Origin of the sequence: Bacillus sp. UMB0893, from assembly GCF_002858905.1 — a bacterium.
Lineage (GTDB): Bacteria > Bacillota > Bacilli > Bacillales > Bacillaceae > Bacillus_P.
In genome coordinates this window covers 297,337-320,218 of the sequence record NZ_PKLB01000002.1, presented here as the reverse complement: position 1 = coordinate 320,218, position 22,882 = coordinate 297,337, and the positions used below count along the sequence as shown (strand labels likewise).

The following is a 22,882-nucleotide window of genomic DNA, read 5'->3' as shown; positions in this document are numbered from 1 at the left end:
GGAGAGTACCTATGAAAGTCAAAAAAGCCATTATTCCAGCCGCTGGATTGGGGACAAGATTTCTTCCAGCAACTAAAGCAATGCCAAAAGAAATGCTCCCAATTGTAGACAAACCAACAATCCAATACATTGTAGAAGAAGCAGTAGAATCTGGGATTGAGGATATTATCATCGTAACAGGCAAAGGAAAACGAGCCATCGAAGATCACTTCGATAACTCATTTGAGCTCGAGCAAAACCTCCTTGAAAAAGGAAAGCTGGAGCTATTAAATGAAGTTCAAAAATCTTCAAAACTAGTAGATATTCATTATATCCGTCAAAAAGAACCAAAAGGATTAGGACACGCCATCTGGTGTGCCCGCAAATTTATCGGAAACGAACCATTCGCCGTTTTGCTTGGAGACGATATCGTGACAGCCGAAAAGCCTTGCCTAAAACAAATGATTGAACAATACGAACGCTATAACGCCTCTATTATCGGAGTACAGCATGTACCGGACGAAGAAGTTTCAAGATATGGCATTGTAGACGGATCCAAAATAGGAGAACGATTCTATAACGTCAACCACTTAGTCGAAAAGCCAAAGCTTGAGGAAGCACCATCTAATTTGGCCATCCTGGGCAGATACATTTTAAGCCCAAGAATCTTCGACCTATTAAACAATCAAAAACCAGGTGCAGGCGGAGAAATTCAGCTTACCGATGCCATTGCAGCACTCAATCAGATTGAAGCCGTATACGCCTATGACTTCGAAGGAATCCGCTATGATGTTGGCGAAAAGCTCGGCTTCATCAAAACAACCATTGAATTTGCCCTAAAACATGGCGAACTGAAATATGATTTACTTCACTACTTATCCGATCTCATGGAAAAAGAATTATCAAAAAAATAACGAAACGAAAACACTCCATTTTATGTGAGTGTTTTTCTTTCAAGTAGGGTGATAAACATGCCGAAAAAAGTGCTGTTCTCTGCAACGGTTGATTACCACTTTAAAAGCTTTCATCTTCCCATCTTAAAATGGTTCAAAGAACAAGGCTGGGAAGTTCATGTCGCTGCACTCGGTAATATCGAACTCCCATACGTTGATCAAAAATTCAACCTGCCGATTCAGCGGTCACCATTTAATAGAAGAAACTCAGCAGCATTTCGCCAGCTAAGGGACATTATCAATCAAAATCAATACAAAATCATCCATTGCCATACCCCAGTCGGAGGTGTTCTCACCCGGCTTGCTGCAAAAGAAGCAAGAAAACAAGGCACAAAAGTAATCTACACCGCACACGGCTTTCACTTTTGCAAAGGAGCACCCCTTCAAAATTGGCTGACTTATTATCCAATTGAAAAATGGCTATCTAATTATACGGATTGTCTGATTACGATTAACGAAGAAGATTATCAGCTGGCAACTGAGCGCCGATTTGGAGCGGGATCAGTTGAGCATGTCCATGGGGTTGGGGTGGATACTGAAAAGTTCAAACCTATATCGGAAGCAGAAAGAGCAGCTAGAAGGGAATCCTTCGGATATAAATCGGATGATTTCTTACTTTTTTATGCAGCGGAATTTAACAAGAATAAGAACCAGCAACTCTTGCTGAATGCAATTTCACGAATAAAAGAAAAGCTGCCAAACGCCAAACTTCTATTGGCTGGCGAAGGCACTCTATTAGATGAATGCAAACAGATGGCTAAAACGAAAGGCATTGAGAAAATGGTTCATTTCCTAGGATTTAGAAATGATATCGATACCATCTTGCCGATGTGCGACTTAGCCGTTGGATCAAGTCTTCGTGAAGGGCTGCCAGTGAATATTATGGAGGCTATGGCTTGTGGGCTGCCAGTTGTGGCTACTGAGAATCGGGGGCATGGGGAACTGGTGGAGGATGGCGTGAATGGATACCTTATTAAAAATCAAGATATTGACCTGTTTTCAAGGAAAATCAATGACATCTCACAATCAAAACTATTACACAGGAATTTAGGATCGATGAGTATAAAAAGAGTGAAAAATTATCAAATATCAAGTGTCAGTATAGAGCTTTCAGAAATCTACGCCAGATATATGTTGAGGGATACCAATGAAACCAAAGATCAGTATAATCGTGCCTATCTATAATGTGGAAAAATATTTATCCAGATGCTTGGACAGCCTTCTTTTGCAGTCATTTAAAGATTTTGAGATTATAGCCATCAATGATGGTTCAACAGATTCAAGCGGATGTATTTTAGATGAATATGCTAAGAGGCATAATGAAATTATTGCTATACACAAAAAGAATAATGGAGTATCCTCAGCTAGAAACGATGGATTACAAAAAGCAACGGGAACATATATAGGATTTGTTGATCCGGATGATTGGATTGACGAAAACATGTACCAAGTACTTTATCAAACTGCAGAAAAAGAACAAGCTGATATTGTCATGTGTTCGTACATTCGTGAATTCGGTACCCATTCAAAAGAGAAGATATTCGAAGTTGCTGACAATAGAAAATATGTGAATGAGGAATTGAAAACGAATATACTAAGAAGGCTTATTGGACCAATTGAAAAAGAAGTATCAAATCCAGAATATCTTGATGCCTGGGGTACTGTTTGGTCGAAGCTATATAAATCGGAACTGATTAAAGAAAATAAACTAGAGTTTGTCGATTTAAATGAAATTGGAAGCAATGAAGATACATTGTTTAATATCCAAGTTTTTTATCATGCCACTTCTTTTGTATTCCTTAATCAGCCCTTATATCATTACTGGCGTATGAACGAGACATCTGTAACATCAAAGTATAATCAAAAACTTGTTCATCAATTTGGAACTCTCTATACTAAAATGGAGATTTTCCTTCAAGAAAAAGAACTCAAAGGTGTATTTCAAACAGCATTAACGAATAGAATAAGCATAAATACACTAGGACTAGGGTTAAATACAATCAGCATAGGGAATAAAAGCTCAATTATAAAAAAAATAATTGAGTTAAATCATATATTAAAAAGCAAGCATATAAAACGTTCTTTAAACCAATTTGACATGCAGCACTGTCCAATTGTTTGGAAAACGTTTTTTTTCTTTGCAAAAAAACGCATTGCATTAGGATTATTTATGATGTTAACATCCATAGAATTTCTAAGAAAAACGGTGCGTTAGGAGGGAAAAGATGAAACCGATGCGTGTTTTGCAGGTAGTTACTATCATGAATCGCGGTGGACTTGAGACTATGCTGATGAATTATTACAGGAAGATGGATAGGAACAAGATTCAATTTGATTTTATGGTACATAGAAATGAAAGAGGAGATTATGATTCGGAGATTGAGAAATTAGGTGGAAGAATTTACAGATTGCCTTCTATAAGACCTGGAAATTACAAAAAATATTTTAAATCCTTGGACCAATTTTTTATAAAAAACTCTGGCTATAAAATAGTTCATTCTCATATAAATGAAAACAGCTCATTTGTATTAAGAGCAGCAAAAAAAGCAAACATTCCTTGTAGAATTTCTCATAGTCATTTGGCAGGTTTGCCAATAGATTATAAATATCCTTTTAGATTATTCGCCAAAAGATACTTAAATGAAAATGCAAATAAATATTTTGCTTGTTCAGATGAAGCAGGCAAGTGGTTGTTTGGAAAAGGTATTAATTCTATCATATTTAAAAATGCAATCGACTGTACCGAATTCGAATTCAATCAAGATACAAGATTGAGAATGAGATCTGAGCTAAATATAGAAGATAAATTTGTTATTGGACATGTAGGAAGATTTAATCCTCAAAAAAATCATAAGTTTCTAATAGAAGTTTTCAATGAAATTTATAAGAAAAATAAAAAGGCAGTTCTCATGTTAGTTGGTGAAGGAGATCTTCTAAATGATTCAAAAAGACAGGTCTCTAAGTTGGGGCTTGATAAAGTAGTAAGGTTTTTAGGTTTAAGAAATGATGTTGCCAATTTAATGCAATCAATGGACCTATTTTTATTTCCTTCGTTATATGAAGGCTTAGGTGTCGTGTTAATAGAAGCACAAGCAAACGGCTTACACTGTATTACCTCTACAGGAACACCTTTAGAAGCGAAAGTAACAGAATCTATAGAATTTCTTAGTTTAAACATGACAGTACATGAATGGGCGGAACACATTATTAATATCCGAACAAAAAGATATATTCAGAAAATTAATATTGCAGACAGAGGATATGATGTCAACGATAATGTAAAATGGTTAAGTGAATTTTACACCCAGCAATCAAACTTAAGTGAGGTGAATTGAATTTGGCAACTCTTACAATTTTCACACCAACTTATAATAGATCGTACACTTTATACAAATGTTATGAAAGTTTGTTAAGACAAAGCTCTCATGACTTTGTTTGGCTTATTATTGATGATGGATCTACAGATGATACAGGAAAACTTGTAGATGGATGGATAAATGAAAATAAGATAAAAATAACTTACTTCTACCAAGATAATCAAGGGATGCATGGAGCTCACAATACTGCATATGAAAAAATAGAAACCGAATTAAATGTTTGTATTGATTCAGATGATTATTTGGCTGATGACGCTGTTGAAAAGATTGTTGAATATTGGAAGAAGTACGGTGGTGAAAAATATGCAGGACTTGTCGGTCTTGATGCTACTCCTGATGGGGAAATTATCGGAACTAAAATGCCTGGTAATTTAAATGAGTCAACATTATCTAATTTGTATGCGAAATATAAAGTAAAAGGGGATAAGAAATTAGTTTATAGAACTGAACTTATCAAAAAGACACCTCCTTATCCTATCTTTCCGGGGGAAAAATATTGTCCGTTAAGTTACAAGTACGTGCTTATTGACCAGATGTATCCATTATTAGTTATGAATAAAATTTTATGTCATGTTGAATATTTGCCAGATGGTTCTAGCATGAACATGATGAGTCAATATAAAAGAAATCCCAAAGGGTTTGCTTTTTATAGGAAAATTGGTATTCAATATTCACCGACTTTTAAAGACCGTTTTAGAGAATCGGTCCATTACGTTTCGAGTAGCTTGATGATAAAAAATAAGAGGTTTCTTATAGATTCACCGAGGTTTCTAACTACACTTTTAACCGTACCACTGGGTATAGTCTTGTATTTTTATATTATAAACTCTGAAAAAAGAATATTTTAATAAGGGAATTATTATCGAAAGGATGTAGATATGACAATATTGTGGATAAATTTAACTGCTGTATACATTTTTTCTTTTTTTGCACGATATTTTTCTAAACCCCTTTCATTTAATAATACATATCAAAAGCTCAATCCATTTTTAGTAATACTAACAATTTCTTGTTTAGTAATTGTATCTGGACTTAGAAATAATATTGGTGACACTCCATTTTATGTGCACTCTTATATCCTTTTCAATTATAGTCTCTATGAACTAGATTATACTGGTGACTTCGGCTTTAGTATTTTACAACTTTTATTGAAAAATATTTCTAATGATCCTCAAATACTATTATTTGTTACAGCTCTTATAACGAACAGCTTAATTGTAATAGTTCTTTATAGATATTCACGAATCTTCGAACTTTCAATATATGTATACATTACTTCTGGTATGTACACCGTTTCCATGAATGGTATTCGTCAATATTTCGCTGCAGCAATAGTTTTCTTGGGTACAAAATTTATATTGAATGGAGAAATAAAAAAATATCTATTAACAATAATTATTGCTTCAACTTTTCATAAGAGTGCCATAGTGTTATTACCTATTTATTTTATAGTAAGAAGAGAAGCTTGGACTAAAATGACTGTTAGTATTCTTTTAACTTCTATTCTAATAGTTATTGGTTACAATGAATTTTCAACAATTCTATTTACAGCGCTTAAGACCACACAATATGCCCATTATAGTGAATTCCAAGAAGGAGGAGCTAGCTATCTTCGGGTAGCTGTAAATATTGTACCTCTAATCATTGCTTATATAGGAAAAGAGAAACTTAAATCTCTATGGCCAAAAAGTGGCTATATCGTAAACTTATCAATTATTAATTTTTTATTCTTAGTAATCTCTACCCAAAACTGGATTTTCGCAAGATTTAGTATTTACTTTGGACTATATAATTTAATTTTAATATCATGGTTAATAGTTTTGTTTAAAAATAGAAATAAAAGAATAATATATTATTGTATTTTGATATTTTATATAATTTATTTTTATTACGAACATGTTTTAGCACTTGATGTTTTTTATGAGAGCAACTACTTATGACAAATAATTTAGGGAGAAAAATATGGTTCAAAAAAAAATTAAGGTCGTACAAGTTCTTGGAGGGTTATTTTGTGGTGGTACTGAAGCTTTTGTAATGAATATTGCTAGAAATATTGATAGAGAAAAAACAGAAGTTGATTATATTATTCATGATGCATCTAAAGGACATTATGATGATGAAGTTTTATCCTTGGGAAGCAAAATTATCAGAATTCCGGATAGGACTGAAGTAGGGGTGTTTAAATACTTCAAAGTTTTGTTTAAAACTCTTAAAGAGATTAAACCAGACGTCGTTCATGCACACGCAATGTTCAATTCGGGTGCAGTAATGCTAGCGGCTAAATTAGCAGGAGTAAAAATACGTATTTGTCATGCTCATGGTGGAGGAGATGAGGGAGAAAAAAAGATAAGCAGAAAAATTCATAGGTTTTTTATGAGGAAGTTAATAAATTTTTGCTCTTCATCTAGAGTTGCTTGTAACGAGAAATCTGCTTACTTTTTATTCGGAAAACACAGTCTACTAAAGGATGTAAATTTTTTATCCAATAGTATAGATGTTGATAGGTTTACAATAATAGATAATAATTCAATAACCAAACTTCGAAAAGAATTAAATATTTCAGAAGATAAATATGTTATTGGATTTGTTGGAAGATTAGTTGATGTAAAAAACATACTATTCTATGTAAAGCTTTTTGACAAAGTAAAATCTTTAAACGAAAAAAGTGTATTAATAATCGTTGGTGAGGGACCACATAGATCAAAAATAGAGGAGATATTGATTAGTAAAGATTTGCAAAGTAATTCAAGAATCTTAGGCAATCGTAGTGATGTTCCTGATTTAATGGCTCTATTCGACCTTCTAATTCTTCCTTCTCGTTTTGAAGGTATTCCTTTTGTTGCTATTGAAGCACAGGCTAAAGGAATACCTTGTTTAATTTCAAGTAATATTGAAAAAACAGTTGATCTGGGATTAGGATTGATAAATTTTTTACCATTGGAAAAAAGGGATGAATGGATTAAATATTCAACTGGATTTTTAAAAAAGGAGAAAGATGTAAAGAGAATAAAATCCGTCTTTGAGAAAGAGGGCTATGATTTTAGTAAAACTTTAAAGCAAATTTCAAGATTATACGAACTAGAAAGATAGATGCCCACGGTCTTAAAGAATTAATACAAAGTAAAAAGCAGATGATTAGAGCCTTAATTGAAAATCATACAAGAAGGGAGCTATATATGACTAGTATTGAAACGTTAGATTCAGCTGCTAAGATTCCTAAGATAATCCATTATTGTTGGTTTGGTAAAAAAGAAAAACCAGCAATTATAAACAAATGTATTGAAAGCTGGAGGAAGAATTTACATGGTTATGAAATTATAGAGTGGAACGAAGATAATTATGATATTAATTCTTATTCATACGTAAAAGATGCATATCACGCAGGGAAGTATGCATTTGTAAGTGATTATGTGAGATTATACGCACTTTATCATTTTGGCGGAATATATTTAGATACTGATGTTGAAGTTTTTAAACCATTCGATGATATTCTTTATCATGAATCATTTTGGGGATTTGAGCAAGAAAACTTCATAGCTACCAGCACTATAGGAGCTGTTAAGGGAAACCGTTTCATTAAGAATTTTTTAGATTCATATGAAAGTAAGAAGTTCATAAAGCAAGATGGATCATTTGACAGCTTAACAAACGTTGCTGTAGTTACAAAATTATTAGAAAGTAAAAAACTAATGCTTAACGGAGAGTATCAAGTAATAGACGGAATAGGTGCCTTTTTTCCTCAAACATATTTTTCACCTTATGACTATATAAACGGAAGAAAATTCTTAAGTGAAAACACATATGCAATCCATTATTTTTATAAGAGTTGGCTACCACTAAGGGTTAAAGTTAAGGGAGTTATCAAAGGGAATATTGTAAAAGTATTAGGAGGAAATAACTTTGCATATCTTAGAGAACTTATTACTAGAAGTGGGAGATAAAGATGAGAAAAGTATTGTTCACTTCGTTTGATATGGAAATTGGCGGTGTAGAGAGAAGTTTAATTAGTTTATTGGATAACTTTAATTATCAAGATAATCAAACTGATCTAATGTTATTTAGACATAAAGGTGATTTACTGAATTTGGTTTCAAAGAATGTAAATATGTTGGATGAAATACCCAAATACACTTCTTTTAGAAAATCTATTATGGAAGTATTTAGTGAAAGGTACTATTCACTTGGATTCATGAGAATTATTGCAAAATTGATTGCTACGAGCAAATCTAGAAAAATGACTGACTCTGGATATTTACAGATGCAGCTTATGTGGAAATATTCATTGCGATTTCTTCCAAAGTTAAATAAAGAATATGATGTTGCAATAAGTTACCTTTGGCCACATTATTTTGTAGCAGAAAAGGTTAAGGCTAAAAAAAAGATTGCTTGGATTCATACTGATTATTCCGTCATTGAAACAGATATAGACTCAGATATCAAAATGTGGAAAAAATTCGACTGTATTGTAGCAGTTTCTGAAGACTGTAAAAAAGCATTCTTATCTAAATACAAAGAATTTGCTGAAAAAATTATAGTTATAGAAAATATAAATGAACCAAATTTTGTAAGAAATTTAGCGGGAGAAACGGTTAATAATCCAATGCTTTTAGATAATCGTTTTAAAATTGTCACAGTTGCAAGGTTATCTCATGCTAAGGGAATTGATATGGCTGTTGAAGCATTAAAAAGAGTAAAAGAACAAGGTAATAACGACATCTGCTGGTATGTCGTAGGATACGGCGGAGATGAGAAAAAAATAAAAAACTTAATAAAGTTATATAATTTAGAAGACAGTTTTATCTTATTAGGAAAAAAAAGTAATCCATACCCATATATTAAAGCTGCGAATTTATATGTTCAGCCTTCAAGATATGAAGGTAAAGCTGTTACTGTGACAGAAGCGAAAATATTAGGTAAACCGATTCTCATTACTAAATATCCTACAGCATCTAGTCAAATTCTAAATGGCGTCGAAGGAATAATATGTGATCTAAGTATTGAAGGTTTATCCGACGGAATAGAAAAACTTTATTCAGAAACAGACATCCGTAATGAATTTATAGAAAACGTTTCAAATCGTAATTACGGTAATACTATAGAATTAGAAAAACTATATAAAATAGTAAGTGCATAAAGGTGAGATTTATATGAAAATTAAAGTGAGTGTTATCATACCTGTCTATAATGCAGAAAAATATTTAAGTGAATGTATTGATTCACTTCTAAATCAGTCCCTTAAAGAATGTGAATTTATTTTTGTGAATGATGGCTCTCATGACAAGAGTAAAGAAATAATTGAAAGTTATAGAATTATTTCAAATAAAATCAGACTTATTAACCAGAAGAATAGAGGAGTAAGTGCAGCAAGAAATGTTGGTTTAAAAATAGCTTCAGGTGAGTATATAGGGTTTGTAGATGCTGACGATTCCATTAATACAGACATGTTTGAAACTTTATATAACAAAGGTTCAATAAGTAATTGTGATGTTGTCATTTCCAATATAATAAGCCAAATAAATGATAAAAAATTAATAACTAAGTATTCTTTTCCTGAAAACACTATTATAAATGAAAAATTTATTAAAAATGAAATTTTAACTCATCTTATAAAATCCGACAACTTCAATAGTGTAGTTAATAAAATATTTAAAAGCAGTATTTTGAAAAGTAGAAATGTAATGTTCCCGGAAAATGTAGTATTAGGAGAGGATGGATTATTTAATATTAATTTCTTTAAAATTGCATCAAGTGCAATATACATAGATTACGCCGGGTATAACTATAGAGAGGTAGAAGGCAGTGCCACAAGAAATATTTCAGAAAAAGATTACTTTAAAAGAGTTTTAGAAATATACAGTGATAATATAACGGAATCTCTTTTACCGCATTTGGAAAAAGAAAAGATCAAGAAATTGAAATCAATGAAATTTATTAATAATATTTTATCAATTATTCATATTTATCTATCACCCAGTAAAGATATTAACTTAATTAAAAGATATAAATATGTAGAAAATATGATAGGGAATAGTTCTACTATAGAAGCATTGTCTATTTTTTATAAAGAAAATTATGATGCATTAGGAAGATATGAAAAATTTATTATTAAAATGATAGAGAAAAAATTTACTCTTGGGATATATTGTGCTGTATTTTACAGCAGATTCAGAAATCGATACTAAAGGTGGTAATACTCATGGAAATCATGATGTTTGCTCATGGTGGCAGCACTAACAGAGGCTGTGAAGCAATAGTTCGTTCTTCAACAACAATAATAAAAGAAAAAATAAATGATTCTAGAGTTTACTTAGCATCTTATAGACCGGAGACAGATACAATAATAAATAATCTAGATGGTATATATGATGGTTCTAATAGTCCGATTAAAAAATTTTCATTTGATTGGGCTGTTTCCTCATTGAAAGTAAAATTATTCAGAGATGAATCTTATGCTTATGGGAAGATTCATCAGAAAGTCATCAAACTGATAAAAAATAAAGATGTCTGTCTTTCAATTGGAGGAGACAATTACTGCTATGGGGAACAACCTGGCTGGTATGAGGTGAATAAAAGAGTAAAAGCTCAAGGGAAAAATCTAGTCTTGTGGGGATGCTCTATTGGTGAAGAGGATATGTCTTCTAGAAAGTTAGAGGATTTAATGCTTTTTGATCTTATTCTTGCCAGAGAGTCTTTAACATACAAAATGTTACTCAGGAAAGGCCTTAAAAATGTTAGATTATGTGCGGACCCAGCTTTTACAATGGAAAAAGAAGAATTAGAATTACCTGCAGGTTGGCAAGAAGAAAATACTGTAGGCCTGAATTTCAGTCCCCTTGTAATGAATCGAAATAAACAGTCTAAATCTTCAGTAAGAGAATTAATTGAACATATTTTATCGACAACTTCAATGACAATCGCATTAACACCTCATGTAATTGATCAAGGAAACAATGATCATGAAATATTAAACGAGTATTATATGGAATTTGAAAGCTCTGGCAGAGTCATTCTTTTACCGGACCATTTAAATGCAATCCAATATAAGGGGTACATAGCAAGAATGAGATTTTTCATTGGAGCCAGAACACATGCTACAATTGCAGCTTATTCCAATTGCGTACCCACAATCGTATTAGGATATAGTGTCAAATCGAAAGGAATTGCACTAGATTTATTTGGAGAAGAAAAGCTAGTGTTAAATCTAAATGAAATATCAAATAGCAAAAAATTAATTACTGCTTTTAATGAAATGGTAAATGAAGAAAAAGAACTGAAAAACAAGTTACAAGAGACGATTCCTAAAATAAAAGAAATGTCGTATAAAGCTGTTGATTACTTATATGAGATTTCTAAGTAACTGAGGATGCCCATGAAAAAGAACTTATTATTTGTTATCCCGGGTTTAGATGCTGGAGGCGGAGAAAAGAGTTTAGTAAATTTATTAACTCAAATTGATTATACATTATACAATGTTGACTTATTATTATTTAACCAAAACGGGATTTTTATGAAATATCTCCCTAAAGAAGTTATCATATTGCCATTGCCAAAAGAGTATATCGATTTTGCATTGCCAGCAACTGAATCTATAAAAAAATTTTTCTTGTCTGCAAATTTATATATGGCCTACCAGAGGATATTATTCGCAATAACTAATAAAACTATAAAAAACATTTCCAGAAAAGAACAATATAGTTGGAAGTATTTTTCAAAGTCATTTCCGATAATTAACAAAAAATACGATGTAGCCATAGGGTTTTTAGAAAAATCATCGACTTATTTTTGCGTGGATAAAGTCCAAGCATGCAAGAAAATTGGGTGGGTGCATATTGATTATGACAAGCTGGGAATGGATCCTAAATATGATATAAGCTATTTTGAACAATTAGATCATATCATTACAGTATCAGAAGAGTGCAGCAATATTTTGTCATCAAGATTTCCAAGTCAAAAAGAAAAAATTGGTGTGATTTATAATATCGTTTCCCCTAAAGTGATTATGGATATGTCTTCTCAATTAGTAGATGATGATTTGTTCAACAAAAAAGCTGATGAAATATCTATCCTTTCAATTGGAAGGCTTCACTATCAAAAAGGATTTGATTTGGCGATCGAAGCCTGCAAAATTTTAAAAGATAGAGGAATAAATATTAGATGGAATATCATTGGAGAAGGTGAAGAAAGAGATAAACTTGAAAAGTTGATAAAAATAAATCAATTAGAAAAACAATTTATTCTATTAGGATTAAAACCAAATCCTTATCCTTATATTAAAAAAGCTGATATTTACGCACAAACATCAAAATTCGAAGGTAAATCAATTGCTATAGACGAAGCAAAAATACTAAAAAAACCAATTATTGTCACTAATTTCAGTACTGCAAAAGATCAAATAGAAAATGAATTTGATGGTCTGGTAGTAGATATGAATTCAATGGCAGTAGCAGATGGTATAGAAAAATTGATAGAATATCCAGACCTAAGAAACAACTTATCAATGAATCTATCTCAGCAAAAACTCGGCACTGAGAATGAAATTAATAAACTTTACAATTTAATTAGGATGTGATTATTTTGAAAAAAATGTTATTCGTTATGAATAATTTAAGCTCAGGAGGAGCAGAGAAGTCTCTGAGTTCGTTATTAAGAAATATTGATTTTTCAAAATATGAGGTAGATTTGTTGTTGTTTAAATCTGGAGGGATATTTTTTCAAGACCTTCCCAATAAAATTAATATACTTAATGAACCAGAAGAATATAAATTTTTTGATATGTCTATAAAAAAAGCTATTAAAGATAGTATAAAAATGGGTAGAGCAGACATTGCATTTTTACGTGCTAAAGCAAGCTATATTTTTAGAATGGAACAAAATAAAGCTAGATGTGAGCAGCGTGCATGGAAGTATGTAGGTGCCACTTTAAAAAGAATGGATAAAAGATATGATGTGGCGATTGGCTATTTAGAAAAATCTTCAATATATTACGTTATTGAAAAAGTAAATGCAAAAAAAAAAATTGGGTGGATCCACACTCACTATACAAATTCAGGAATGGACAGAAAAATAGATGTTCCTTACTTTCAACAACTTGATCATATAGTTACAGTTTCCGAAGAATGTGCAAATTCATTATATGAGAACTTTGAGTATCTTAAACCAAGAATAAAGGTAATAAAAAATATAGTATCACCAACTACTATTAAGGCATTATCTAAAATTGAAAAAAATTTACTGAATTTTGACCCTAGATACATAAACATTGTTACTGTTGCAAGATTGAGTTTTGAAAAAGGGATTGATATGGCGGTTGAGTCATGCAAAATACTAGTTAATAAAGGGCTAAAAATAAAGTGGTATGTGATTGGTTTTGGAAATAATACAGAACTTGATGAAATTAACAAACTGATTGCTCAGAAAGACTTGAAAGAGTCATTCTTATTATTAGGTGTGCATGGAAATCCTTATCCATATATAAAAAACGCAGATATTTATGTTCAGCCATCAAGATATGAAGGAAAATCAATTGCGATAGATGAAGCTAAGATTCTTGAAAAACCAATAATTGTTACTAATTACTCCTCAGCGAAAGATCAAATCGAGAATAATGTAAATGGAATGATAGTAGAGATGTCTGCTAAATGCATAAGTGAGGGTATTAATACTCTTTTAAAAAATAAGAACAAGATGGATTTTTTTTCAAAATCATTATCAAAAGAAAATTTAGGTACTGAGTCTGAAATAAAAAAGCTGTATGAAATTAGTTAAAAAGTTAAACTAATTTTACAGGGAGGAATTATATTCCATATGGATTTATTATTACTAAGCATTGTAATATTGGTTTTTATTATTCTGTTCATTGACATTTTCCCCATACTAAAAAATTGGACATTAAGAATTCACATAGGAAGATATAATAACTATGATGAATGGGAAAATGCAATTACAGAAAGAGGAATAAAATGGCTTTCTAAAACACCGAAAATAAAATTAAAAGATCAGTCTAGATTAATATTATTGGATATCATAAGAGGGAATTATTCCAAAGATGCTATACAGCATTGGCAGCAGGCAGCATTATTACTAGGATTAACAGAAAATTACAAATTAACAGATAATAATAAAATTTATGTTGAAATAGTCCGATTTTTAGACATGAATTTTGACAAAGATGGTAACTGGATAAAAAAACCTGAATATGTGGATGCTGCAATTCTTTCATATTCCGTTATGAACTTAGAGAATGTTGACTTAGATAAATATAAACCTGGATTTGATCAAATATGGGAAATGATTAACTCTCATATTGGAGAAGACGGAACGGTTAAATACAGAATATTTATGAGTAATTACAGGTATGTTGATACTATTGGTTTTATTTGTCCATTTTTAATTAAATATGGAACAAAATTTAATAAAAATGAGTGTATTGATTTAGCAATAAATCAAATTAAAAAATTTAACGAATATGGAATGGTTGATTCTTTTAAACTGCCATTTCATGTATATAAAATAAACGACGATAAAGCACCTATTGGAATGATGGGGTGGGGGAGGGGACTAGGATGGTATGCAATAGGATTAATTGATGCATGGGGTGAACTATCGGCTGGCAGTGAAAATAAACCAATACTAGAAAAACTCATAATTGAATTTGCTAACAAAGCTCTTAAACTTCAGCAGAAAAACGGAAGTTGGAATTGGACGGTAACCAGAAATGAATCAAGAGCGGATTCTTCTGCAACAGCCACTATTGGATGGTTTATGATAAAAGCTTCTGAAATTGAAATTGAGGAAGTTTCAAAAGAATGCTTAGAAAGTGCAGAAAGAGCGATATCATACTTGATGCAAGTTACAAGAAAAAATGGATCTGTGGACTTTTCTCAAGGTGATACAAAAGACATTGGAGTATATTCATCCTCATTTGATATCTTACCATTTACACAAGGATTTTGTATGCGATTAATTAGCTACTACAATAAAAAGAAAAAACATGAATATGAAGCTGAAAAAAGGTTCTTACAACTTAAAAAATAAAATCATATTCAAATTAAGCATCAAATAATAATGAAGGTGCTACAAACATAGATAAAACAATGAGTACTTTATCATTTTTATGTCATACTTAAAATCGGAGAATATATATGAGAGTAAAAAATTCATTAATAAATATATCCGCAGGCCTAGGAAATCAAGTCATAATTACTCTACTAAGCTTTTTTTCAAGGACTGTTTTTATCTATAGCTTAGGAATAGAGTACCTTGGTTTGAATGGCTTACTAACTAATGTTCTTGGAATGCTGACATTGGTCGAGGCTGGTTTTGGGGCCAGCATTATGTACAGCTTATATAAACCTGTAGCAGATAATGATCAAAAAAAGATAAGTGCATTAATGAATTTATACAAAAGAGTTTATTTAGTGATAGCTTTTGTGGTTCTTGCTCTTGGTTTGCTGCTTCTGCCGTTTTTAAGTTTTATTATTAAAGATATAAACATTGAAAACGTTACGTTAATCTATCTCATTTTTCTTTTAAATACTGTTCTGCCATACCTTTATGTACATAACAGCTCTTTTCTGAATGTTTGCCAAAAGAACTATATTGTTACTGGTTTTTATACAGTTTCAGCCATTATATCTACATTGCTCAAAATTCTGATTTTGCACTACACACAAAATTATTTGCTGTTTTTAGGGATAGAAAGTGTTATTACATTTGTTACATCGGTTTCATTAGCTTTGGTAGTAAATAGGATGTACCCTTTCTTAAAAAGTAAATCAAGCCAGAGAATTGATAAGGATACAAGTGATCATATTATTAAAAATGTTAAAGCTATTATACTCCAGAATATTGGTGTTTTTCTTATTTTCGGAACAGATAATATCATTATTTCTTCCTTTGTGAGTGTAGCTGCTGTCGGATTGTACTCTAATTATCACATGCTCATCGAAATTTTCAGAACATTCACTTATCAAATCTTTAACAACCTTTATCACAGTGTAGGAAACTTGGTGGCGAATGAAAGGAAGGAAAAAGTATATCAAATCTTTAAAGTTACTATGTTTTTGAATTTTTGGCTGTATTCCTTTTTTTCAATAATAATGTTTATCCTCATAGAGCCTTTTATTTCTTTGTGGATAGGGTCTGAGTATTTGTTGGGAACAGGGGTTTTAATCGTTCTCATTATCCTTTTTTACGAAAGAGGTATGAGAAACTCAATAACTACTGTGAAGACAACCGCAGGGATTTTTCATGAAGATCGATTTGCACCTCTTATTCAGGCTTGTATTAATCTTTTCTTTTCAATTTTGCTTGTTAAACATTTAGGGCTAATCGGGGTTTTTATAGGAACGTTAATTAGTACAGTACTTGTTCCTTTCTGGACTACGCCGTACCTTGTTTATAGAAGGTTTTTCAAAATTTCCATTTGGAAATATTACAAAAGTTATACTTTTTTCACTTTAATTGCAATTGCTGCTTTCTTTCTAACTTATACCTTATCAAGCTTTATTAAAGCAGATACCTTTTTAATGCTCGCTCTTAAAGGAATCGTTTGTTTTATCGTACCAAATGCTTTGTACATTATATTATTTAGAAAAAGTGAGGAATATATTTATCTGTCTAATATCTTAAAAGGTTTATTTTACAAGCTTTCAAGAAAAATAAAAGGAAATGTGAAAAATTCTCAAATCAGCCAAAGGTTAGATGTGTAGGAGGACGAAATGAAAAAGATGATCTTTGATGTTACTTTGGCATTTATTTCTCTTATCTTTCTTTTTTTAGCAATAATCATCATTGCAGTATTGGTTAAGTATAAACTTGGTTCTCCTGTTATCTTTAAACAAGTAAGGCCAGGTTTAAATAATAAACCATTTTCTCTTTATAAATTCCGCACGATGACGGATGAAAAAGATGAAAATGGTTTATTATTATCTGATGAAGAGAGGTTAACATCTTTTGGGTTTTTCCTGAGAAAGTATAGTCTGGATGAATTGCCTCAATTGTTTAATGTTCTTAAAGGGGAACTAAGTTTAGTCGGTCCAAGACCTTTGCTGATGGAGTATTTGCCTTTGTATACGGAGGAACAAGCAAAAAGGCATCTAGTGAGGCCGGGTATTACAGGATGGGCCCAAGTTAATGGCAGAAACGCAATTTCATGGGAAGAAAAATTCGATTTGGATGTTTGGTATGTAAACAATAAAAGCTTATTACTGGATATAAAGATTTTGCTATTAACGATAATGAAAGTAATTAAATCTGATGGAATCAATCAAGCAGGTTTTGCAACCATACAAAAGTTTAAAGGAGCAGGACATGAATGAAAAAGTGAAAATTGCTGTTATTGGCCATGGGGGACACAGTAAAGTTGTCTGTGACATTATAAAGGAGCAAAATATCTACCAGATTGCTGCAGTGCTTGATGATAAATTTAAAACGACTAAAGAATTTGAAAGTGTAATATATGGTCAGCTCACAATCTATTATACACTTTTAAGCGAGTACCCGGATATTAAATTTATTGTTGCTATTGGAAATAACAATATTCGTATGAAGATTGTAAGAGAGTTAAACCTGAACTCAAATCAATTTGCAACTCTCATTCATCCTGCTGCAATTGTAAGTCAATCTGCTGAAATAGGACCAGGAACTGTATTAATGCCGGGCTGCGTTGTAAATGCAGACACAAAAATTGGTGAACATTCCATAATAAACACAGGGTCTATCATAGAACATGATAACTTTATTCATGATTTTGTGCACATTTCACCCAATGCAACTTTAACAGGCAGTGTGTCTGTAGGAACGGGTTCTCATATAGGAGCTTCAGCAACCATTATACCAAATAAAACGATTGGAGAATGGGCTGTTGTAGGAGCCGGGTCAGTAGTGATTCATGATATCTCAAAACACAGAACAGCTGTGGGGAATCCGGCGAGGTACCTTTCAAATAATGGCAGAAAGGAGAATATATATGAAGAAGAGAATCTACTTGTCTCCTCCGCACATGAGCGGACGTGAGCAAAAGTATATAAACCAGGCTTTTGAAAGCAATTGGATCGCGCCTCTAGGACCAAATGTAGATGCATTTGAAAAGGAAATGGCAGACTATGTGGGGGCCAAGAGTGCTGTAGCACTGAGTTCAGGAACAGCTGCAATCCATTTAGCCCTTAAATTATTGGAAGTGAAAAAGGGGGATTATGTTTTCTGCTCTACACTTACATTTGTGGCGAGTGCAAATCCAATCCTTTATGAGGGCGCCATCCCAGTTTTTATAGATTCTGAACCTGACACTTGGAACATGTCTCCTGAAGCATTAACACAAGCACTTATTGATGCAGAAAAAAGAAATCAATTACCTAAAGCTATCATTGTGGTAAATCTTTACGGACAAAGTGCAAAAATGGATGAAATTACTGCCATTTGCGACTTTTACGCTGTTCCAATCATTGAAGATGCAGCAGAATCACTCGGCTCCACTTATAAAGGGAAAAACAGCGGCACTTTTGGTAAATTCGGCATTTTTTCCTTTAATGGAAATAAGATTATTACCACATCGGGTGGGGGTATGCTTATTTCTGATGAAGCTGAGTTGCTTGAGAAAGCTAGATTTCTTGCTACTCAAGCTAGAGACACTGCTCCTTACTATGAACACAGTGAGACAGGATACAACTATCGTTTGAGTAACATTCTTGCTGGTATTGGGAGAGGACAGTTAGAGGTTTTAGATGATCGAGTGAGGTCAAGAAGAGAAATCTTTGAATTTTACAAGGAACAACTTTCTGAACTCCCAGGAGTTCATTTAATGCCAGAGTTAGCTGAAACAAAATCAAATAGGTGGCTTACAGCTATAACCATTAATGAAGAAGAATTTGGAAAGAATGCAGCGGCATTAATTCAATTGCTTGAAAAAGAAAACATTGAGGCGAGGCACATTTGGAAGCCATTGCATATGCAGCCATTATTCTCAGATGCATTATTTTATCCTCACAGTGAAAAACAAATTGTCTCCGAAGAACTTTTTAACAGAGGAATTTGTCTTCCCTCAGGATCGGGAATGGCGAGAGAAGATCAATTGATCATTATTAACTGTATCAAATCAGCTATAGTTACAAGTTCTATTGCCGGATAAAAATATATGATCTATACATTTTTCAACATGTCATATTTGATGAGATGTTTATTTGCATTTGCTGGAAGGAGCGAGAGTATTGAAAATTTTAGTGACAGGCGGAGCTGGATATATCGGATCTCATATTTGTGTGGAATTGCTGGATGCCGGGTACGACATAGTTGTAGTTGACAATTTCTGCAATAGTCATCCTGAGGCCCTTGATCGTGTAAAGTTGATTACTGGCAAAGATTTTGTAAGTTATGATTGTGATTTAGGTCATAAGGAGGAAGTAGAAAAAGTTTTTTCTAAGAATGATATAACTGCTGTAATCCATCTTGCAGGGTTAAAAGCAGTTGGTGAATCCGTTACAATACCTTTAAAGTATTACCAGAATAACCTGATAAGCACGCTTAATCTTTGTGAAGTGATGGAAAAATATGAAGTCTATAATCTGGTTTTTAGTTCTTCTGCAACTGTTTATGGTACAAATGTTAGTATGCCACTTAAAGAGGAATTACCTTTGCAAGCAACTAATCCATACGGACGAACAAAATTGATGTCAGAAGAAATTCTAAGAGATTTGGGAATTTCAAATAGTAGATGGAGTATTTCAATTTTAAGATACTTCAATCCTGTTGGTGCACACATCAGCGGCCTAATAGGCGAGGACCCGAATGGTTTACCAAATAATCTTGTTCCATATATCACACAAGTAGCAGTTGGAAAGCTGAAAGAATTAAGCGTATTCGGCAACAATTATCCAACCCCAGATGGCACTGGCATTAGAGACTATATCCATGTTGTTGACTTAGCTGAAGGTCACTTAAAAGCTTTAGAGAAAACATTAATAACTAACGGTGTTGAGTCCTATAATCTTGGTACTGGAAGCGGATCAAGCGTTTTAGAAGTAATAAATGTATTTGAGAATGTATCACAAAAGAAGATCCCCTTTACTGTTACAGATCGCAGAAAAGGAGATATTGCCATTAGTTATGCAAATTCAGAAAAAGCAGAAGCAGAGTTAAACTGGAAAGCAGCTAAATCTCTCCATGATATGATTGAAGATTCTTGGAGGTGGCAAATAAGGAATCCCAATGGATACTCAGACCCAGTAAAAGTATTACAGTCTTAATAGCTGTGCAAAATTATTGCTTTTTAAACATCTTTTCTACAAAAAAACGTTGTGTTCTTTTTAAAAGTATAGTATCGTTCTTAATATAGAATATATTTAATATTCGAGTCTTTAGTACTATGGGAAATAGTTGGTTAGTTGTCTCAAATGTAAGTAATTAAAATCTTTTTGTTCTCTATTGAGAATGAGTTAAGGGTGTAATAATGAGCGCTATCACAGGAATTTACCAGTTTAATAATGCTCCGATCAAACATAATCATGTGAGAGTAATGATGGCTGGATTCAATAATTTTCCATCTGATGATATCCAAATATGGATAAATCAGCATATATTTTTGGGATGCCATGCTCAATGGATAACTCCAGAGTCGATATGTGAAATTTTACCTTATTATGATTCAACAAGAAAACTGGCGATAACAGCTGATGCGATCATTGATAATCGTGAGGATTTATTTAATAGGCTTGGAGTAAAGCAAGACCAAAGAAAAACGATGACAGATAGTGAATTAATCTTACTTTCCTATGAGAGATGGAAGGAGGATTCCCCAAAATATTTGGCAGGTGATTTTGCCTTTGTCATCTGGGATGAAAAACAGGAAATGATTTTTGGAGCAAGGGATTTCTCAGGAAGCAGAACTCTTTATTATTCTCACAGTAATAATGAATTTTGCTTTAGCAGTACCATTAAACCTTTAATAAAAATAAGCCAAAATAAAAAGAAACTTAACGAGCAATGGATAGCTGAGTTTTTGGCTATTTCAGGCATGGTTGATACAGTAGACAATTCAATCACTCCCTACCAAAATATTAATCAATTGCAGCCATCGCACAGTTTCATAGTTAAGAATGGAAAGGTCTATACTCATCAATTTTGCACTTTGAGTGATTTTAAAACCATTCGCTATAAAAACGACAAAGATTACATTGAATCATTTAAGGAAGTTTTTCAGGAAGCGGTTTCATCACGTTTAAGATCACATAAGGAAATTGGCGCTCAATTAAGCGGTGGATTAGATTCTGGAGCAATTGTAGGATTTGCTTCTAGAGATTTAAAAAGGACTGGGAAAAAACTTTATACATATAGTTATGTACCTCCTGAAGATTTTGTTGACTTTACACCGAGTAACCTAATGCCAGATGAAACGCCTTTAATCAAATCAACTGTAAATTTTGTAGGCAACATTAAAGACTACTATCTTTCTTTTGAAGGAAGGGATCCCTACTCAGAGATAGATCCTTTTTTAGATGTTATGGAAATGCCTTATAAATTCTTCGAAAATTCATTTTGGCTTAAAGGAATGTTTGAAGAAGCTGCAAAAAATAATGTTGGAATTCTTTTAAATGGGGGAAGAGGGAATTTAACCATTTCATGGGGTTCTGCAATGGATTACTATTCCAGCCTTCTTAAGAAGTTAAAATGGATTAAATTAATGCGGGAACTTCATTTATATAGTCTAAACGTAGGGGGCAGCAGGTATAAAAGAATTCCCAGTATTGCTCAAACTGCATTTCCTGCACTTAATAAAATCTTACCAAGTAGATCACCTTATGAAATTCCTAATCCTCTGAATGATGACTTAGCCATTAAAACAAGAGTATATGAAAAACTTAAACATTATGGATTTGGAGATAATGGCTGGTTTCTTGATGATAATATTTTTAATCAAAGAAAAAGCCACTTTAAAGAGGTTTTTCATTGGAATGCTAGCAACACGCTTGCTTCTAAGTTATCTATGCATTACTCATTGTGGAAGCGGGATCCATCAAATGATTTGCGAGTAGTTCGCTATTGTTTATCTCTGCCGGAAGAACAGTATGTACAAAACGGTTTAGACAGAGCTTTGATCAGAAATGCTACAAAAAACTATTTGCCAAATGATATCCGATTAAATCAAAAAGTAAGAGGTGTACAAGGGGCAGATTGGGTACACCGCATGAATAGTCAATGGAAGAAACTAAGAATTGAAATAGATGAAATGGTAAATGACCATAGTACAGAACACATTTTCAATGTTCCTGTTCTTAAAGAAGCCGCTGAGAATTTGAATTTTGGACCAATTCCAGAAAAGGCAATTGATCCAAATTATAAATCTTTAATGAGATGCTTAGTTGTATACCGGTTTATTAAAAATTTTATTTGAAGGGAGGTGAGAAAATGAAAAAAGAGTGGCAAGCTCCTGTATTAGAAGTTCTTGATGTGAAAATGACTATGGCTTCAACTGTACATGGCCCATATACTGATGAGGCTTATGTTCCAGGTACTCCTGTGGATCCTAATAACCAAGGAACATGGAAGAGATTCACAAGCTAATACTAAATATTTTAAATA

General features: G+C 32.5%; 21 protein-coding genes. All 21 read left to right on the top strand.

Going from position 1 to position 22,882, the window contains the following annotated elements; genetic code table 11:
• Window positions 1–11 precede the first annotated feature (11 nt).
• On the top strand, window positions 12–893 hold the full coding sequence (gene galU, locus CYJ36_RS07240; protein ID WP_101566277.1) for a UTP--glucose-1-phosphate uridylyltransferase GalU: 882 nt from the start codon (window positions 12–14) through the stop codon (window positions 891–893).
• Window positions 894–950: 57 nt separating this feature from the next.
• Complete coding sequence (locus CYJ36_RS07235; protein WP_101566275.1) at window positions 951–2,117, top strand: glycosyltransferase family 4 protein; 1,167 nt, start codon at window positions 951–953, stop codon at window positions 2,115–2,117.
• Entirely contained in the window at window positions 2,080–3,147 is a 1,068-nt protein-coding gene (locus CYJ36_RS07230) for a glycosyltransferase (protein WP_101566273.1), read from the top strand. The genes CYJ36_RS07235 and CYJ36_RS07230 overlap by 38 nt, the downstream gene beginning before the upstream one ends.
• A 10-nt stretch (window positions 3,148–3,157) precedes the next feature.
• Entirely contained in the window at window positions 3,158–4,267 is a 1,110-nt protein-coding gene (locus CYJ36_RS07225) for a glycosyltransferase family 1 protein (protein ID WP_101566270.1), read from the top strand.
• A 2-nt stretch (window positions 4,268–4,269) separates the two neighbouring features.
• Entirely contained in the window at window positions 4,270–5,157 is an 888-nt protein-coding gene (locus CYJ36_RS07220; RefSeq protein WP_101566268.1) for a glycosyltransferase family 2 protein, read from the top strand.
• A 30-nt stretch (window positions 5,158–5,187) separates the two neighbouring features.
• Entirely contained in the window at window positions 5,188–6,249 is a 1,062-nt protein-coding gene (locus tag CYJ36_RS07215; protein ID WP_101566266.1) for an EpsG family protein, read from the top strand.
• Between the two features lie 22 nt (window positions 6,250–6,271).
• On the top strand, window positions 6,272–7,399 hold the full coding sequence (locus tag CYJ36_RS07210) for a glycosyltransferase (RefSeq protein ID WP_101566264.1): 1,128 nt from the start codon (window positions 6,272–6,274) through the stop codon (window positions 7,397–7,399).
• The gene (locus tag CYJ36_RS07205; protein ID WP_308315273.1) at window positions 7,378–8,250 is read left to right on the top strand and encodes a glycosyltransferase family 32 protein; all 873 of its coding nucleotides are present in this window, start codon (window positions 7,378–7,380) and stop codon (window positions 8,248–8,250) included. Before CYJ36_RS07210 ends, CYJ36_RS07205 begins: the two co-directional genes overlap by 22 nt.
• A 2-nt stretch (window positions 8,251–8,252) precedes the next feature.
• Entirely contained in the window at window positions 8,253–9,443 is a 1,191-nt protein-coding gene (locus tag CYJ36_RS07200; protein WP_101566260.1) for a glycosyltransferase, read from the top strand.
• A gap of 13 nt (window positions 9,444–9,456) precedes the next feature.
• A complete protein-coding gene (locus CYJ36_RS07195; protein WP_101566258.1) occupies window positions 9,457–10,491 on the top strand; it encodes a glycosyltransferase family 2 protein in 1,035 nt (344 codons plus the stop codon).
• A 14-nt stretch (window positions 10,492–10,505) separates the two neighbouring features.
• Complete coding sequence (locus CYJ36_RS07190) at window positions 10,506–11,666, top strand: polysaccharide pyruvyl transferase family protein (protein WP_101566256.1); 1,161 nt, start codon at window positions 10,506–10,508, stop codon at window positions 11,664–11,666.
• Window positions 11,667–11,678: 12 nt separating this feature from the next.
• A complete protein-coding gene (locus CYJ36_RS07185) occupies window positions 11,679–12,878 on the top strand; it encodes a glycosyltransferase (RefSeq protein ID WP_101566254.1) in 1,200 nt (399 codons plus the stop codon).
• Between the two features lie 2 nt (window positions 12,879–12,880).
• On the top strand, window positions 12,881–14,074 hold the full coding sequence (locus tag CYJ36_RS07180; RefSeq protein WP_101566534.1) for a glycosyltransferase: 1,194 nt from the start codon (window positions 12,881–12,883) through the stop codon (window positions 14,072–14,074).
• A gap of 39 nt (window positions 14,075–14,113) precedes the next feature.
• On the top strand, window positions 14,114–15,343 hold the full coding sequence (locus tag CYJ36_RS07175; protein ID WP_101566252.1) for a glycoside hydrolase family 88 protein: 1,230 nt from the start codon (window positions 14,114–14,116) through the stop codon (window positions 15,341–15,343).
• 107 nt (window positions 15,344–15,450) lie between these two features.
• Entirely contained in the window at window positions 15,451–17,019 is a 1,569-nt protein-coding gene (locus CYJ36_RS07170) for a lipopolysaccharide biosynthesis protein (protein ID WP_101566250.1), read from the top strand.
• A gap of 18 nt (window positions 17,020–17,037) precedes the next feature.
• Entirely contained in the window at window positions 17,038–17,628 is a 591-nt protein-coding gene (locus tag CYJ36_RS07165) for a sugar transferase (protein WP_257962426.1), read from the top strand.
• A 4-nt stretch (window positions 17,629–17,632) separates the two neighbouring features.
• Window positions 17,633–18,325 carry an acetyltransferase gene (locus tag CYJ36_RS07160; RefSeq protein WP_180850149.1) on the top strand — a complete coding sequence of 231 codons (693 nt, stop codon included), beginning with the start codon at window positions 17,633–17,635 and terminating at the stop codon, window positions 18,323–18,325.
• Window positions 18,279–19,436: an aminotransferase class I/II-fold pyridoxal phosphate-dependent enzyme gene (locus CYJ36_RS07155; protein ID WP_101566244.1), complete on the top strand. Its 1,158-nt coding sequence runs from the start codon at window positions 18,279–18,281 to the stop codon at window positions 19,434–19,436. The genes CYJ36_RS07160 and CYJ36_RS07155 overlap by 47 nt, the downstream gene beginning before the upstream one ends.
• Window positions 19,437–19,515: 79 nt before the next feature.
• Window positions 19,516–20,550 carry a UDP-glucose 4-epimerase GalE gene (galE, locus tag CYJ36_RS07150; RefSeq protein ID WP_101566242.1) on the top strand — a complete coding sequence of 345 codons (1,035 nt, stop codon included), beginning with the start codon at window positions 19,516–19,518 and terminating at the stop codon, window positions 20,548–20,550.
• A gap of 203 nt (window positions 20,551–20,753) precedes the next feature.
• Entirely contained in the window at window positions 20,754–22,694 is a 1,941-nt protein-coding gene (locus CYJ36_RS07145; protein WP_101566241.1) for an asparagine synthase-related protein, read from the top strand.
• A 14-nt stretch (window positions 22,695–22,708) separates the two neighbouring features.
• Window positions 22,709–22,864, top strand: coding sequence for a paeninodin family lasso peptide (locus tag CYJ36_RS23375; RefSeq protein ID WP_142382684.1), 156 nt, complete (start codon window positions 22,709–22,711; stop codon window positions 22,862–22,864).
• The last annotated feature ends 18 nt before the right edge of the window (window positions 22,865–22,882 follow it).